This window comes from Psychrobacter sp. UBA3068 (genome assembly GCF_002366815.1).
Taxonomy (GTDB): Bacteria; Pseudomonadota; Gammaproteobacteria; order Pseudomonadales; family Moraxellaceae; genus Psychrobacter; species Psychrobacter namhaensis.
This window is the reverse complement of record NZ_DFBY01000047.1, coordinates 70,380-86,844: the sequence shown is the minus strand read 5'-3', so window position 1 is coordinate 86,844 and position 16,465 is coordinate 70,380. Positions and strand designations below refer to the sequence as shown.

The 16,465-nt window shown below is 44.4% G+C and carries 13 protein-coding genes; 5 read left to right on the top strand and 8 right to left on the bottom strand.

Going from position 1 to position 16,465, the window contains the following annotated elements; translation table 11 throughout:
• The first annotated feature begins 72 nt into the window (after positions 1-72).
• The 3 genes from B2P60_RS11235 to dusA all read left to right on the top strand — a co-directional run bounded on the left by B2P60_RS11235 (position 73) and on the right by dusA (position 4,360).
• Positions 73-1,719, top strand: a complete 1,647-nt coding sequence (locus tag B2P60_RS11235) for a phospholipase D family protein (protein WP_286741392.1) — start codon at positions 73-75, stop codon at positions 1,717-1,719.
• A 306-nt stretch (positions 1,720-2,025) separates the two neighbouring features.
• Entirely contained in the window at positions 2,026-3,267 is a 1,242-nt protein-coding gene (locus B2P60_RS11230; protein WP_286741391.1) for an MFS transporter, read from the top strand.
• 121 nt (positions 3,268-3,388) lie between these two features.
• Positions 3,389-4,360: a tRNA dihydrouridine(20/20a) synthase DusA gene (gene dusA, locus B2P60_RS11225; RefSeq protein WP_286741389.1), complete on the top strand. Its 972-nt coding sequence runs from the start codon at positions 3,389-3,391 to the stop codon at positions 4,358-4,360.
• Positions 4,361-4,410: 50 nt separating this feature from the next.
• On the opposite strand, the gene B2P60_RS11220 is transcribed toward dusA, so the two are convergent.
• The 4 genes from B2P60_RS11220 to B2P60_RS11205 form a co-directional block, all read right to left on the bottom strand.
• Entirely contained in the window at positions 4,411-5,202 is a 792-nt protein-coding gene (locus B2P60_RS11220) for a CPBP family intramembrane glutamic endopeptidase (RefSeq protein ID WP_286741434.1), read from the bottom strand.
• Positions 5,203-5,272: 70 nt separating this feature from the next.
• Positions 5,273-6,163 carry an alpha/beta fold hydrolase gene (locus B2P60_RS11215; protein WP_286741388.1) on the bottom strand — a complete coding sequence of 297 codons (891 nt, stop codon included), beginning with the start codon at positions 6,161-6,163 and terminating at the stop codon, positions 5,273-5,275.
• A gap of 118 nt (positions 6,164-6,281) precedes the next feature.
• On the bottom strand, positions 6,282-7,340 hold the full coding sequence (gene sppA / locus B2P60_RS11210; RefSeq protein ID WP_286741386.1) for a signal peptide peptidase SppA: 1,059 nt from the start codon (positions 7,338-7,340) through the stop codon (positions 6,282-6,284).
• Positions 7,341-7,704: 364 nt separating this feature from the next.
• Entirely contained in the window at positions 7,705-10,596 is a 2,892-nt protein-coding gene (locus B2P60_RS11205; RefSeq protein ID WP_286741384.1) for a ComEC/Rec2 family competence protein, read from the bottom strand.
• Positions 10,597-10,866: 270 nt separating this feature from the next.
• On the opposite strand from B2P60_RS11205, the gene B2P60_RS11200 reads away from it, so the two are divergent.
• A complete protein-coding gene (locus B2P60_RS11200) occupies positions 10,867-11,484 on the top strand; it encodes a DUF2062 domain-containing protein (protein WP_286741381.1) in 618 nt (205 codons plus the stop codon).
• A 38-nt stretch (positions 11,485-11,522) separates the two neighbouring features.
• Here the strand turns inward: B2P60_RS11200 and B2P60_RS11195 are convergent, their stop codons facing one another.
• The 3 genes from B2P60_RS11195 to B2P60_RS11185 form a co-directional block, all read right to left on the bottom strand.
• Positions 11,523-11,828 carry a hypothetical protein gene (locus tag B2P60_RS11195; RefSeq protein ID WP_193005117.1) on the bottom strand — a complete coding sequence of 102 codons (306 nt, stop codon included), beginning with the start codon at positions 11,826-11,828 and terminating at the stop codon, positions 11,523-11,525.
• Between the two features lie 161 nt (positions 11,829-11,989).
• The gene (gene lolD, locus B2P60_RS11190; protein WP_230708533.1) at positions 11,990-12,670 is read right to left on the bottom strand and encodes a lipoprotein-releasing ABC transporter ATP-binding protein LolD; all 681 of its coding nucleotides are present in this window, start codon (positions 12,668-12,670) and stop codon (positions 11,990-11,992) included.
• 44 nt (positions 12,671-12,714) lie between these two features.
• Positions 12,715-13,950 (bottom strand): lipoprotein-releasing ABC transporter permease subunit, encoded by a 1,236-nt coding sequence (locus tag B2P60_RS11185; RefSeq protein WP_198334348.1) that lies wholly within the window; start codon positions 13,948-13,950, stop codon positions 12,715-12,717.
• A gap of 451 nt (positions 13,951-14,401) precedes the next feature.
• On the opposite strand from B2P60_RS11185, the gene B2P60_RS11180 reads away from it, so the two are divergent.
• Positions 14,402-15,376, top strand: coding sequence for a hypothetical protein (locus tag B2P60_RS11180; protein WP_193005120.1), 975 nt, complete (start codon positions 14,402-14,404; stop codon positions 15,374-15,376).
• Positions 15,377-15,494: 118 nt separating this feature from the next.
• Here the strand turns inward: B2P60_RS11180 and B2P60_RS11175 are convergent, their stop codons facing one another.
• Positions 15,495-15,884 (bottom strand): SCP2 sterol-binding domain-containing protein, encoded by a 390-nt coding sequence (locus B2P60_RS11175; protein WP_193005121.1) that lies wholly within the window; start codon positions 15,882-15,884, stop codon positions 15,495-15,497.
• Positions 15,885-16,465: the final 581 nt, after the last annotated feature.

Genomic DNA, 16,465 nt, shown 5'->3' with positions numbered 1-16,465 from the left:
ACCGACCGCAAGCGCAAGCTCATTTTTTAGCCACTTATTTATTGTATTAAGGCTCACTAAGGTAACTCATTTATGTCGATGCTCAGTATGGAACCAAGCAACTTATCATTGAGTCTAACACTCGGACTGACCTTGAGTCTTAGTGCCTGTCAGAGTTTACCTAAGCAGCCACATTTGCCTGAGAGCCAAGCGTTATCAGCACGAATTAATGCCTTATATCAACCAGAGAGCAACCAAAAAATAGAACAAAATGACACAGCCGCCACTAGCAACAGTGTCGACCTGGTGGGCGCTATTAGCGAGCAAAACGACATTCATCCGGATCTGTCAGGCTATCACCCAATCGTGACGGGTGCCAACGCTTTTGCCTCCCGCAGTATCTTAACAGACATGGCCACACGCAATATCGACGCTCAGTACTACATTTGGCATGATGACCAAGCCGGTCAGCTACTCTTAAAAGACTTATGGAAAGCAGCAGAGCGCGGCGTGATTGTACGGTTATTATTAGACGATTTTAATAATAACGCCAAACTTGATCAGCATCTGTTACGCTTTTCTAGTCACCCTAACATTGCAGTGCGTATCATTAATCCTTTGATGCACCGCAAATTTCAAACCTTAAATTATGTCACAGGTTTGCCGCGTATCAATCGCCGTATGCACAATAAAAGTATGACCTTTGATAAGCAAATCACCATTATTGGTGGACGTAACATTGGCAACGAATATCTCAGTAACGATCAAAATAGCCAATTTGCAGACTTGGATGTTTTACTCATCGGTAAAGTAGTCGCAGATATTGATAACAGCTTTGCCAGTTACTGGTCATCTCCTTTGTCATTTGATATCGAAACCTTAGTCACACCGGACAGTAGCGAAACCTCTGACTTCTTGGCGGCTTTAGACAAGCTCGGTCCAGAAAAAGCAAACAACACCAATAGCGATTTGACTGTGTATAAAGCCGCTATTGAAGAATCCACGATAGACAGTGATTTAATCAATAAACGGGTGCCGTTTCGCTGGACAGACATGCAATTTTTGAGTGATGACGTGGGCAAGCTTACCAAAACAGTCCCGTCTGAGACCAACTTGGTGCATCAGCTGCGTACCTTGTTAGGCAGCCCAACCAAGCAACTAACCATCATCTCCTCTTACTTTGTACCGACTAAAGATGGCGTCAATACATTGGTACAGCTGGCTGAGGCTGGTATTGACATTAAGATTTTGACCAACTCATTTGATGCCACTGATGTGACAGCCGTTCATTCTGGCTACAGCCAATGGCGTCCTAGTCTGCTACGCGCTGGCGTCAAAATCTATGAGCTAAAATCGACAGCGTCTGAAGAAAAACGTGAAAACAAATTATGGAAAGCCCGCAGTCAATCCTCAACCAGCTTACATGCAAAAACCTTTGCCGTTGATGACTATCAAGTATTCATTGGCTCTTATAATGTCGATCCCCGCTCTGCCAACATCAATACTGAGATGGGCGTGATTATCAATGATGATCAGCTTGCAAAACAGTTACATGGCGCGCTTAGTGATGACTTATTGAACCAAGCTTATGAAGTGAAATTATTAGATAACGGCAAACTGCAGTGGCATACCATGGAAGACGATCAAAAAGTGGTTTACGATTCAGAGCCGCGCGTCGATGTGGGTGACCATATTTGGCTCACTATCATGTCATGGTTACCGATCGATTGGCTACTATAGCTGTCGCACCTGAGAAACCGAAGAAAACTTATCATTCATATTTAACTCGCGTCAGAGCGCTTGAGTGGGACACTTTTGGCTTGAGCGCCCTTAAGTCAATTATTTGTTTTTCAAACACTTTATAGTTCAAACCCCTTTATTTTTTCGGCAAATCACTGTCTGTACTGATTTGTCGTTTTTTATTATAGCCAGTTACCTAGATAACTGTCTTAACGAGCACTTTTACATGTGGATGCGCGACCTATTATGCCTTCTCGTTCTCAATATGCACTAATGTCTTCTAAAGACAGAAATACAGTCCTATTTATGTGCTTCAGCAGCGCAGTCGCATTTTTTGATTTTTTGATTTATTTATATCTCTCAGACATTGTGGCGGCCGCTTTTTTTCCTGTCAATGTCAATCCCGCTATTACAAAAATTCAAGGGCTTGGACTTTTTGCGATTGGTTACTTAGCCCGTCCTATTGGCGGTATCATCTTTGGTCGTTATGGTGATATTAAAGGCCGAAAGCCCGTCCTATTAATCAGCCTGTTAGTGACCGCAGGCAGCTTATTGGCGATGGCATGCTTGCCGACTTATGCACAATGGGGATTAATTGCACCAGCCTTGTTTATTACCCTACGGCTCATACAAGGTATCGCATTTGGGCTTTTTGTCCCACTCGCTTGGGTTTTTGTAGCAGAGCATGTTCCTCGGCAGTATTTGTCAGTGGCCTGTAGTTATGTCACGGCCAGTTTTTATGTCGGCGTATTATTCTCCAACGCTTTTTTTCTTTGGCTGACGAATACCATGAGTACTGAGCAGCTGGCGGACTACGGTTGGCGTTTGCCATTTTTTATCGCAGCTATCTTGAGTCTTTTGCCGCTATTGGCATGGCGCTGGATAGATGAGTCACCGTTTTTTATTGAATTGAAAAAATCCCAACCGAATGACTACGTTGCCAAGCCATTCAGACTCCTCTTTAAGCACTGCAAACACGCCATATTTATTGGTATGCTTCTCACTGTAATTGTGTCTAGTATCACCACGGTCATTGTGCTTTTGCTCCCTGATTTAATTGAATTACGCTTTACACTAGACAACGATTTATTTGATTTTTCTCACAGTTTGGGTATTGTGTTTATGATTTTTGGGTGTGTGTTTTATGGAATAATATCCAACCATCAAAACTTTGGTAAAATTTTGACGATTGGTTCCATTTTATTAATCGCTCAGATGTTTGTGTTCTTTTACCATCTGCAGGGAAGCGGTGATTATATTTTAATCATGTATGCGCTTTTGGGTTTTTGTGCCGGTATCGTTGGTATGATACCCGCTATCCTAGTACAGTTATTTCCAACCAATGTACGGCTAACAGGGATGACTTTTTGTTATAATGTGGCCTACGGTATTGTGGGTGTATTGGTGCCTTTTGGGCTTGGCTATGCCACTTTGTATGTGAGCTTTTCACCAGCGCTCTATATCGCTTTTATCGGCTTCATTGGCATCATCATGGGCATATATTTTTATAACTTGCCTGAATTCAAAAAGCTCAATCATGTTATCTAGTGAGCGTGTCGATTAAACTTAAGGTGTGATGCGGTCTATCATCCGTTACGCCTTATTCCTCTATTTACGATAAAAACCTTCGTGTCAATGTTCAAACATTTAAATATTAAGGCAAAGAACCATGGTTGATATGACCAACAAGAGACTTTCTGTCGCCCCCATGATTGATTGGACGACAACAGATTACCGTTACTTTGCGCGGCTGTTTAATCCGCATGTCTATTTATACACCGAGATGATCAGTACGGGTGCCTTGATACATGGTAATCGAGCACGGCATTTGCGCTTTGATACGCTCGAGCATCCGCTCGTGCTACAACTTGGTGGCGCAGATATCAGCGAGATGACACAGTGCGCCGAATTTGCTCAGCAGTACGGCTATGATGAAGTCAATATCAACGTTGGCTGCCCCTCTGATCGCGTGCAGCACAATAAGATTGGGGCTTGCTTAATGGCAGAGCCTAAAATCGTTGCAGGCTTAGTCACACACATGCAAGCCGCGGTCGACATTCCTGTGACAGTGAAGCATCGTATTGGTATTGATGATTTTGACAGTTATGAGTTTATGGTAGATTTTGTCCAGACGGTGGCTGCTGCTGGCTGTACACGTTTTATCGTTCATGCGCGTACTGCTTGGCTACAAGGGCTTAGCCCCAAGCAGAACCGTGAGATACCGCCGCTGCGCTACGATGATGTCTATCGTCTAAAACAAGACTTTCCAGAACTGGATATCGAAATTAACGGTGGTATCGATACCGTCGCTGATATTGAAACCCACTTGCAGCATATCGACGGCGTGATGATTGGACGGGCGTTTTATCACAACCCTTATTTACTGGCAGAAGCCAATAGCTTATGGGGCAAGCCAGCCCCTAAGCGTTCAGAAATTTTAGAGCAGCTATATCCTTATCTACAAGAGCAAATTGAAAAAGGGGAAGCGCTGCCAACGATGACTCGCCACTATTTAGGCTTGTTTCAAGGTCTGATGGGGGCACGCAAGTGGCGACAGGCACTGAGTGGCAAACCTCAGCTAACCCTCGATGATGTCAAACGCGCAGCAGACGAGGTTTTACTATTAAACCCTGACGCATAGCCAACTTTATCGGAAGACCCTAACGGCCATAGTGATAACCGTTAGGGTATTTACGCCGCTTGCGCAAGATACTGCCACATCGCCGCCCCATTATTAATGACGTGCAATAACATCGGCAACAATAACGAACCCGACTTGACACGCGCATAGCAAAATATCAACGCCAACACCACGATGGTGCTGACCTCATAGATGCCATACTGCACATGAATCACCGCAAATATCAAACTGGTCACAAGACTCGCGACTATCGCTCCGCGATGCTCTGAAGCAGCTTGTGGCGTATACTGCTCAGAAATCGCCGACCATAGTACACCGCGAAAGATCAACTCCTCATATAGCGGTGCCACGATCACCATTGCCACCACCAGCAACCATACTGAACTGACAGACTGATATAAAGGATCGACGAATACCAGTGGTGTCTCATCAAACCAGTACGTCAACGCCTGACTGATAATCATAAATAGTAACAGCAGCCCAAACATGCCCATGCCTACTGCAAAGGAAAAAGGCTTTAACGCCAGATACTGACGAACACGCCCCCCTCTTAAACGAATCACTAAAACGCTAATCGCTACTAAGAGCACACAGCCAATCATGATGGAGAGACTCACCACTGTCCCATCATTACTACCAAAAAAGAATATATCGCTGGCGGTTGAAGCTTTATGAGCCGGTAAAACTAACGTGCCAGCGATGTACACCCCTAGTAGCTGACTGATAAAAAACGCAAGCACCATTCCTATCGTCAGCAAAAACGCCCCCAACCGTGAAAATAGTGGCGGTGGTTTATTAGCTGCCGTCGTCAAATTGTGTGAAGCGGTAACGTCTTTTAGCATAGTATCGTAACTCAAAAAGTGCTCTATCAGCCCATCTCTATCATAAACGTCGATAATAAATCATTAGCGACTAGCTCGGTAACTGCTGCTTAATCACAGTCGACACCTGCTGCGCGACAGAGTCTGGATATTCAAGTGGGAACATATGGCCACCAGCGTGAGTCTGATAAGGAATGCCTAATCTTGATTTGACTTGCTGCGGAAATTGTCGTTTTAAAAATATGCTGTCTTCACCGATAATCAAGGTGACAGGCGGCTTAGGCCCACGATTTGGTGCAAGCCAATACCAAGAGGGATTGGTACGAAACACGGCCACTTCACTGTCCTTAGGAATGGCCAATGTCACCTTACCGTCTGCACGTTCATGTAAGCCATGATCGATGTATCCTTGAAAACTACGCTCGTCAAAATTTTTAAAAAACCCTTTGTGTCGCATTTTTTCGTAGGCTTCTGCGCGGCTATCCCACACGTCACGGCGGTGTTTGGACACGCCAGCTGGCGATAATTTATCCATCAAACGATGATTCATGAATGGCAATCTATCTACGGTCTTTGCCAAATGCCACAGCAAGCTGACTTTGCCATAAATCCAAGGGGGATCCATCAATACCGCTTGGGCAAAATAGTCAGGCGCACGGTACAAGGCTTGCAACGTACACATGGCACCAAGCGAATGACCGACCGCGACGACTTGTGTGACACCATGCTTTTCACAGGTATGTTGTACACTATCGACAATCTGCTGCGTGAGACTGCGCCAGTGGTCATCGACTGGGTAGTCGGGCGTGGCACCCAACATCGCAATATACTCAATCGTAAAAAATTTCGCCAGATTTTCAAAAAAAGGCTGATAGACCGCACTTGGCATCCCATTGGCGTGGGCAAAATGTAGAACGGGCTTTTTTGTTAATTTAGAGACAGGTAGCGCAGCAAAGGTCTGCAAACTGATTTCATCACTCATGACGGCTCTCATTGTAGATATTTTTTATGGTGCTTAACGCTTACATACAATTAAGGCTGAGCATAATCCTACGCTCAGCCTCAACAATCATACACTCTAAATCTAAAACATAAAATGCTTAACGCATCTGCGCATTACCTTCTTCTTGCGGTAAGATCTTATCAAGGCTGACACTAGAACCAATGCCTGCGCCCAACTGAACAGCAAAACGATCCATAAACATCTGGAACGGATCTGTTGGGCTATAGTTGACTACATTATCAAGCTCTAACTGTTTTTCTAAGGTTGCGATGCTACCTTTTTTGTCTGCTAAGCCAAGCTCAATAGATTGCTCACCTGTCCAAAATAACCCTGAAAACAGCTCGTTTTGTTCAGGATTTTTTAGGCGGTCACCGCGACCTTCTTTGACCGCGTTGATAAAGTGCTGATGCGTATTGGCCAAGACTTTTTCGACATGATTTTCTTCATAATCAGTCAATGGACGCGATAAGCTTAAGATATCTTTGTATTCACCAGCCGTGATCGTACGATCTTCTACACCTACCTTATCCATTAAACCTTTAATGTTATAGCTTGGCATAATCACGCCAATAGAACCAACCAAGCTTGAGGGATTGACATAAATTTCGTCTGCGGCAGACGCAATGTAATAAGCGCCTGATGCACCAATATCACCAATCACCGCATAAAGTTTTTTGTCAGGATATTCTTGGCGCAAGTCCATCATATTCTGCCAAATTTCATCAGACTGTACTGGTGACCCACCAGGCGAGTTGATCTCTAATGCCACCGCTTTTGAGTTATTATTTTCAAAGGCGCGAGTTAAAGCCTCATTGACATCATAAGCATTGGCCACATCACCGCTACTAATCACACCTTGCAGCTCAACCACCGCTAAATGCGGCTGGCTCGTATCGACACCATCTAACCCTGTAGGCGCTTGGCTGGTACAACTACGACCAAGCAGCAAAAATATCAGCAATAGGTAGCCAAAGGTGAGTAGTTTAAAAAAGATACTCCAACGACGGGCACGACGCTGCTCAACCACACTAGCCAATAAAGTAGTTTCCAGCAGTCGCCATTCTTGTCCACTCGGCTGGTTTGGCTGCTGAATCGGTGTGGGCTGATTTGTCGAATTGTCAGGACGTTTGTTGGGGTCTGGTGGCCAGTTGGGCATATAACTTCCTAAGTCAGAAACAATCTGAAACGATAAAAATGACATAAAAAATAGATAAAGTAAGAAGATCATGTCCCCTCACTGTATTTGTCATCTGTATTCACAAGCTGCTAAGTATGGTGGTATTTCAATTCTGGTTCAATAGTATAACTGTGAAATATCACCATATTGTAACGCTGATCATATAAGCCATTTTTTTAATGGCCTGTATCACTAGCATGGTTAATGAATGTAAGCGGCTCACTTTAAAACCGATACAGCGCGACTGGAATGAATTTTTTGTGGCCTCTGTGATAACAGTAAGTAAGGAAAATTTATACCAGTCGCGCGTGGCTACTAACTACTAACTACTAACGAATCGATTTTATTTCGAACTTACGGTAGTATTTAACGCTAAGGCTACTTCTAAGGCCTTCTCATCATAAGTCATGATCTTATTTATGCGCTGCTGCCGTAACACATCGGCCGTTATATCAGAGGCACTATGACCCAGCCAAATGACGTCATCAAACCTTGTCTCTTTATCCGTTTTCTCAGCGACACACAGTAATGACCACATTTGCCAAACGCGCTGATGCGTGTCTGCATTTAAAACAACGCGTGATGAAGACGCCTGAGTATGGTGAGGCGATGATTGGACACTTGGTGTGAGTGTTTGAGCAGTGGCAGATAGCGATCTCATTGGATCGGCAGCATTATATATTAACACTCGCATGGGTAAATGAGTATCGATAGCCACGGTACAGTCCCAAACGTTGGCATCACCTATCTTGCTCCAGCCCGTCATCGCCTCTATGGACAAACCCCCAGTCGCCAATTGCCATAATTTTCCTTGTTCGCAACGTTGAGCGCTGATAGCCGATGTGGATAAGCTCTTAGAGTGATTGCCTGTTTGATAGGCTTGCTGCATCTTAGGCCAACGATCAGAGCGTCCTGCTTGCCAGTATTGACTGACAGGTAGTCGCTGATTTAACTGAGCCACTGTCATTGGTAGTAGCTCAGAGGGCGCAGCATTCGAGACCGTGCGCTTATGGTCAGTAGTCAGCGTGGCAGTCAAACCAACCCTAGCACTCTGCACGACGATGCCTTCTAGTTTGTTGACTGATAAGCTGCCTAGCTGCTGCTCTAAGCTCATAGAGAGCTTGTCTGCCGTCAAATGACTTGTCACCGTTCGTGTGGTTGTAGGCCGATGATCGGCTAAAAACAGCCAGCTAACGTTCTTCTTCGTTTGGTCTGTCGCTAGTGACTGACTATTATTATTCTTACCAGCCTCATCATTGACAATAGGATACTGCAACAACACGGCACTCACATAGCGATCACCCGTTGGCAAAATGTATAACGTCGGTATCGTCATCAGTGACTGCTGATTGGCATAGACCGTCATCATTAACAAGGTTAGAGGAGGCAATGCCAGCCAACGACTAACCAACCCTCGTGGTAGCAACCAAGGCAATATGCTTAGTAATACCATAAGCAGTATGGCCATGTTTATTGGTGTGTACAGCCACGCTTTTGCCAACACGGGCATTGAAGTTAGCCATGTTATCCATTCATGCAAACCAGCCATGATGGCAATAACGAGCGCCCAAATGCTATTAGCTATAACGGGGGATAAAAGGTAACACAGTCCGGCCAGTAGATTCAGCGGAACAATCACCCAGCCAAACAGACCAATTGCAAATAAATTTATGAGCAGTCCCCACAGCGATGCTTTGCCAAACAATAGCAAGGTGATGGGTAATAAAGTAATAAATAACCAAAATTGCAATGTAAACATGCGCTTAGAGAGAGCCCAAACACGCTTAACAAGCGCATTTCCTGCCTTGGTCCTATGGGACGCGACAGTAGATTGCGCATACTTGTATGACGTGTCGTCATATTTGAGTAACAAGGCCACGGCAATAAAAGACAACCAATAACCTGCCTGCCAAAGTACATATGGATCTTGCCATGCCATCAGTACTGCTAGCGCCAACAAAACACGCATAGTACTAATAGGCAACAATGTTAAACGCACCACCCCTATCGCCAATAGCATCCATGCAGTACGTGCTGCTGGCACATCAAAACCAGTGAATAGCGCATAGATAAAAGCCGCCCCAATCATCACCCACCAACGTACTTGCCAACGCGGGACGTAACGATAAACCAGAGGACACAGTCGATTGAAGATCAGGATAACGGCACCAGCCAACATGATCGCTAAAAACAAAATGTGCGTCCCTGAGATAGCAAGCAAATGCGAGATGCCCGCCAGCTGATACAAGTCTTTGGTATCACGATTGATTAAACTGCGATCGCCTGTGAGCAAGCTTAATGTGACCGCCTTTGCTTGCTGCGCTTCTGTGGTCTGCTCTGCCCAATCTTGATAAAAGTACTGCCGTAACTGCCAACGTCCTTGGTCAATATGGGTGCGAAAACTCTGTAGGTACGAGTGAGAAGCAGGCGCTAATACTGATGAACTGGCGCTCACAATCGGTGAGCTGGTGGCCAAGACATTCGCTACCCCATCAATATGACGACCTCGTAGCCAGCGATAGCTATCAAACCCAGACGGATTGTTTGTCGCTTGCTCAGAAGTAGCCAAAGGCGCAAGGGTTAAGCTCATAAACAACTGATCGCCTGGTTGCAAGTGGTTTAAGCGTGCAAGCTGGCTGTTATTCGACGACTTTTTTGGATAGGCGTTGAGTAGTACGCGGTGTTTGCTGTCACCACCCTCATCTTTATCTAACTCACTCACTGTAAGGGTATCTAAATCTTGAGTGGTTAACTCAGACACTAAAGGTGACACGTGGCTGATGGTAGCAACTTGTCTATAACTACTATCCGTAGCAGCATCATAGACACTGTCACTTATCCCCTCGATAGTCACTAGTGCCTGCACACGCATTGGCTTAGTAACTTCTGTCATTTCTGCTTGCTGATGACTAATCATCGCTTGCAAGGCACTGCCAATAACGAGCGCCATGGCTAATGCAACGACTAAAGTATGATTGAGGATACGGCAGGCACGGTTGGGATGACAAGGTAAATAGCTAGGCGATTTTTGAGAAATGCTACTGCTATTGACGGCAGGGATATTAAATTGAGCAAGCACCATCAGAGTGATGGCAAGAGTAATAAGTAATAAAGGTAAGGCGGGCGCAATAGCATTATCCACGAGCAGTGAACCAAGCGGCATCGCTACACTATCCGCGACCGCCAAAACACCCATCATAGCGACAACAATCAAACTACCCATCAACCAGTACACCAGCGCTCCTTGCTTGATGATATGAATACTATAAGCCAGCTAATGACAGTACTATACTCGTATGAGCGGTTATGTATAATCGAAAAAAAATACCTAAACATAAACGGGTGGTTAAATCCGCCATAACAACTGATACGTGATGCAATAGCATTTATATTTATATTACCCTATACTGATTAGACATATTGCGCTGACGATAATCTGGCATCATCATCCTATATACCCTTACCCATATGTTTATTAATAATATCACTTTATAGCAGTCCATCAATGCGATTGAGCGGACTGTCGTTAACGATTAAAGGCGATCCTGTGCCCCAAAAACGTCTGAAGGACCTGCTTCCTACACCAGAGAAAATCCTAGAAAGTCGCACCTTAAAACTGTTCGCACCGCATTTGGCTGACCCTCGGTTGTGGCAATTCAATCGTCATAGCCTAAATAAAGCGGTTTACATTGGTGTGCTTAGTGCCTTTTTCCCCTTGCCAGGACAAATGTTACTGGCGCTAATCGGCTCATTGGTTTTCCGTGCCAATGTCCCTATGGCGCTTGGTCTCACTTGGATCACCAATCCACTCACCAGTTTGCCTATCTTTTATGCAGGCTACTATGTCGGCGCCAAAATCATCGACGTACCGATGATTAGCCTACGACTCATTGGTCGAATGATTGCTGATTTTAGCTTATGGGCACTATCAGACGGTGCCAATCCATTTATCACCTATCGCGGCACCGTATCGATTACGGCATTTTGTATAGGGCTAACCATCTTAGCGATTGTCACCAGCCTCATTTGTGGACTGGCGTTTAAAGCCGTTTGGCGTTATAGAACCGTCGTCAGCTGGCAAAAGCGTCAGCAGCAATCTTCTGATAAAACACCAAAAACTTAGGGTTTTTACCTTAACGCCACCATATTTCTGTGGGCAAATCAGTCTTCTTTGTTCTGCTCTATAGCGTCAAGAATATTGTCGGTAAGATTCATGTCCATCACAAAAACATCAATCACCTCCTCATCTTTTAGAAGCGTGTAGCGCTTGCCTGTCGCACTATCTTGAGCCTTTAAATCATAATCAACACCCGCCAAAGTGATGGCATCAAAAACAGGGGTGAGTAAATCTATTTGTGCTTGTTTATCAATCGTATCGAACAACGTCGGATCCATATAAGGTTTTAATGGTTCTACGCCTTCTTCGGCACTGCCAAAGGCATCGATTGGGTTGTCATCTTCAGTCATTATATATCTTCCTATAAGTGAACATGGCCGCTCACTGCCAACCTTGTTTATAACCTCTTTCCTTGTTTATAACTTCTTAATTGTAACTTCTGCTATGCGTTTGTTGATAGGACAATGGTAAACAGACCTTACTCAACTATCTAGCCTTGCTTGTAACCCGTCTAATACTGCTCCCAATGACCATTACGTAGCAGTAGCTGACGATCTGCTAGCGCCGCCAAATTGCGATCGTGGGTCACCATAAGTAATGCTGTTTGCATGGTATTTTGTAATTCTGACAGCAGTCCGAAAACGCTTTGTGCATTGTCATAGTCCAAATTACCTGTCGGCTCATCGGCTAAGATAAGCGACGGCTTAGTGACAAGCGCACGGGCAATGGCCACACGCTGACGTTCACCACCTGATAACTCACCTGGGCGATGCGCCAAACGGTGCTCAAGACCCACACTTTCTAAAATAGCAATTGCTTGTTGACGCGCTTCAGTGATCGACACTTTTGGACGCATCAGTAAAGGCATAGCAACGTTTTCAACAGCGGTAAATTCAGCCAATAGATGATGGAACTGATAGATAAATCCCAAATGCTTATTACGCATTGCCCCACGTTCAGTCTCATTCATACTATTTAACAACTGACCGTGTAACCAGACTTCTCCACTGGTTGGCGTATCAAGGCCGCCAAGCAAGTGTAGCAAGGTACTTTTGCCTGAACCGCTGGTACCAACAATAGCAATGCGCTCGCCAGCATGAACGGTCAAATCAAGGCCAGTCAATACTTGCGTACTGACCGCCCCCTCATCATATATCTTGTTGATGTTTTTTGCCTCTAAAATGGCAGACATGATGCTTCCTTTATTTTATTTATGTCGGTATTGGTGCGTTTGGACTACTCATAACGTAGCGTTTGCGCTGGCTGAATTTTAGCCGCACGCCTTGCTGGATAGATGGTTGCCAAAAAGCTCAGTACAAACGATGCACCAGTAATTAACACCACATCTAGCAAACGCAACTGCGATGGCAGGTAGTTCACAAAATAAGCATCAAACAGATTCAGACCAAAGACTTGGTTAATAAAGCCCAAAATATCACTGACTGTGAGTGCAAATATAATACCCAATATCGTACCAGCAATCGTACCGATCACACCGATGACCACGCCTTGTACCATAAAGACTTGCGTAATCAGACGAGGAGATGCGCCAAAGGTTTTTAAAATCGCAATGTCTGCTTTTTTATCCGTCACGAGCATGACAAGGCTGGAGACGATATTAAAGGCAGCGACTAAGATAATAAGGAACAGCAGCAACCCCACCATGGCTTTTTCCATCTGAATTGCACCAAACAAATTGCCGTGAGTTTGCGTCCAGTCATTAGGATACAACTGCTGAGGTGCTATCGCGGCGGCTTTTTCTGCGGCTATTGGCGCTGTAAAGATATCATTGAGCTTCATGCGCACGCCCTGCGCCCCATCTGGAAGACGTAGCAGTTTTGCGGCATCACCCATGGGAATAAAGGCCATGAGACTGTCTACTTCTGGACTAATGGTAAAGATACCTGTCAAGGTAAAACGCTTAAAGCGCGGAATCACACCTGCGGGTGAAGGTGAAGCCTCTGGCAGCACCAAAGTCACTTTATCCCCTAACTGCAGCCCTAACGACTGCACCATCTCCTCCCCCAACACAATACTAAAGTCGCCATTTCGTAAAGTGTCAATACTACCTTCAATCATGTGCTCATTGATGATGGAGACGTTTTTTTCATATTCAGGATCAACACCAGTCACCATAATACCTGCGACCTGACCATTTGAGGTCAACATCCCTTGCAGCTGGATAAAGGGCGCCACGGCTGCCACTTCTGGGTCTTCTTTAATCTTGTCAGCCAACTGCTTCCAGTCGCCGATAATCTCCGTTGAGACCACCGTTGCTTGCGGTACCATACCCAAAATACGGGTTTTTAGTTCACGGTCAAAACCATTCATGACCGATAGCACCGTGATCAATACGGCTACCCCAAGAGTCAAACCAATCATCGAGATAAGCGATATGAAGGAGATGAAACCATTACTACGCTCTGCTCGGGTGTATCGTAAGCCGATAAATAACGCTAAAGGACGAAACATATTCAAACTCTTTATCTTATCTACGTGCGACTTTATATAGGCTATAAAACGAGCAATAGCAAATGCATGGTATGCTTGCATTTGCCCCACTCACATATAAATCGAACACAACAACAGGGTTTCAGACGAGCCAAAGATGGCCGTCAAAAGGGAGCTAGTTTGACACAATTTGACTGAGATGTGCCAGTCATTAGCAAAAACTGGCGGTATTTTTTGGTAAAAAATCCGGTTTTGTTACTATTTTTTATGAGGGACTTGCTATTACTTGCGTCAATACCTATATATTGTATGCTAAGGACAATTGTCATTCACCGTTCATTGTTGTTTGTTGACCCTTTGCTGATGACAAATTGCTGACGATCAAAAACCAATCATGTTAAATATTGGCTGATACGTAAGCAATAGCAGTTTTAGGTCCAAACCTCACGCTGACTTAACTTTGAGTATCTTCATGACCATTAATTATCAATATAAAAACATCCAGTCTCCCACCAAAATCACCTTAACTGATGAGCAATCTGCGGGCCATGCCGACCATTGGCGCATTCTGACCGATGACATGAGTCATGACGTACCAGAGTGGTTGCAAAAAATGATTGAACAAGCAGCGATGCCTAAAGGCCTAAATAGCAATGTGAGCGCTCAAGATAGCTGCTTACTGCTGTCTGAAGATCAGCCTTGTCACATCAATCAAGTACTCGCGATGAAAAATGGTAAGCCTGAGTGCTTTATCAACGCCTACCCTTGTGTGGATAGCCCTTATGGACTCAATTGTAAAATTGAGCGCGTCATCGCTAATGACAACTCACACGATGCGGTCCTACGTTTGCGTACCGCTGATGGCAGTATCATTTATGCTTTTGACCAACTTTACACCACCAATCGCCATTTGTATCAGCGAGAAACCTCTTATTTTGTGAATTTGAGTGCGTGGGCGCATGAGATTAAACTGAGTGATCAAGACGAAGTCATTATGGTTGAGGATCAAGAAGCCATCCGCTACCACCGTGCGTTTAATGACATTGTGGCGGCCAATGATGGCAAGCTACCAGATGACCTACAAGAGCAAATTAAAGCATGGAAGCCAGAAACCAAAGAGCAAATGGCGCCTGTAGAGATTAATCTGGGTCATATGTGTGCGTATCTGTTTGGTGATACTCTAGGGCAAGAAGATGAAGCATGGTGTCAAGGTCAGGTGCTCGGCAAACAAGAGACGGTGTTTAACGAAAAGTCAGTTATTCTGTTTGACGTGGTGATACTACGTGAGCAAGACGCCGATCCATTTGTGGTACGTATTGGCGCGCTTAATACCCCAGAGACGGCCTCTATTAAAGTGCAGGACTATGTACAAGCAAACGTCTGGCTCCAAGCGGCAATTTATAAAGAAAATCAGGACAAGACAGCACAGCCATCAAAAGCCAGTTAATGAAACGATAAACACGCTTTACTGTTGACGGTAACCATAAAAAATCCCCTAACATCAATTAGGGGATTTTTTTGCCAAATGGACTCTCACGGTTCAAAAAAACCGTACAACTTTAAGATCAAGCCATCGTCGTCATTGATTTGATACGGGTGTACAGCTCTTTTTGCTCGGCGCTTGGGCGAGCGGTCTGTACCGCCATTAATTGTGACATATCGCCTTCTACGCGAATCTTGCCACTCATAAATGCACCCATAATTTGATTGGTATCAAAGTCTGTGATGATGGACTGTAAGATACTACGATCAAGTAATAAAGTCGTCGTTGCCGAGTCATTTAAGCCGCGATGCAGTAAACCATTAGCAAAGTTAGCTTCGATATCTTTCTCAGTGTCAGAGACTTTTAGGTTGACGATCATATTTGCAAGTGCTGGTGGTAAGTTAAGCTCGCCTGCTTCACGGCCCATCTGTTCAACTTGCTCAAACCATTCATCTGTCAAAAATACGGCCATATTATTGTCCTTAATTAGTATTATATTAGGCAAAAGTTTTTTAGTATCCTCGCCTAATTGGATACCAAATTATAAAGTAGTTGCTGATAACAGCGGTATAAAAGAACGCCTCTATCATTCGTGTTCGGCCTTATTATAAAGGGCGGCTCGATGATAAGTAAAACCTATTTATCTCTGTAAGGTTGCCATTGTTACAAAAGTCCTTCCCTCAGTCATGCCAACGCTGGGCAATGATCTGTGATTTCCTCACTCAAACGTACCGCTAGAATAGTGACAAAATAGAGTATAAAATAGGGCGATAGCGTCTTAATAATAAGTTGCTCGCTAGTATTTTTACCAAAGAGTTTGTATTTTGCCGCATAGTTCTGATGATATTTCATTAGGATTGCGTTACAATACCCTTAAACAGAGTCAGGAGTTTTAACTAAACATTACGTAAACATGTTTTTTTGTCAGCTGCCGCTAGCACACATCTAGGGTTAATGTGTTTTTTACGATCCTATGGATATTAGTATCTATCTTCATTCGTACAGATTTTGGGTAATAATTAAGATAAATACTTAGCCTCATGAGATGTTTGA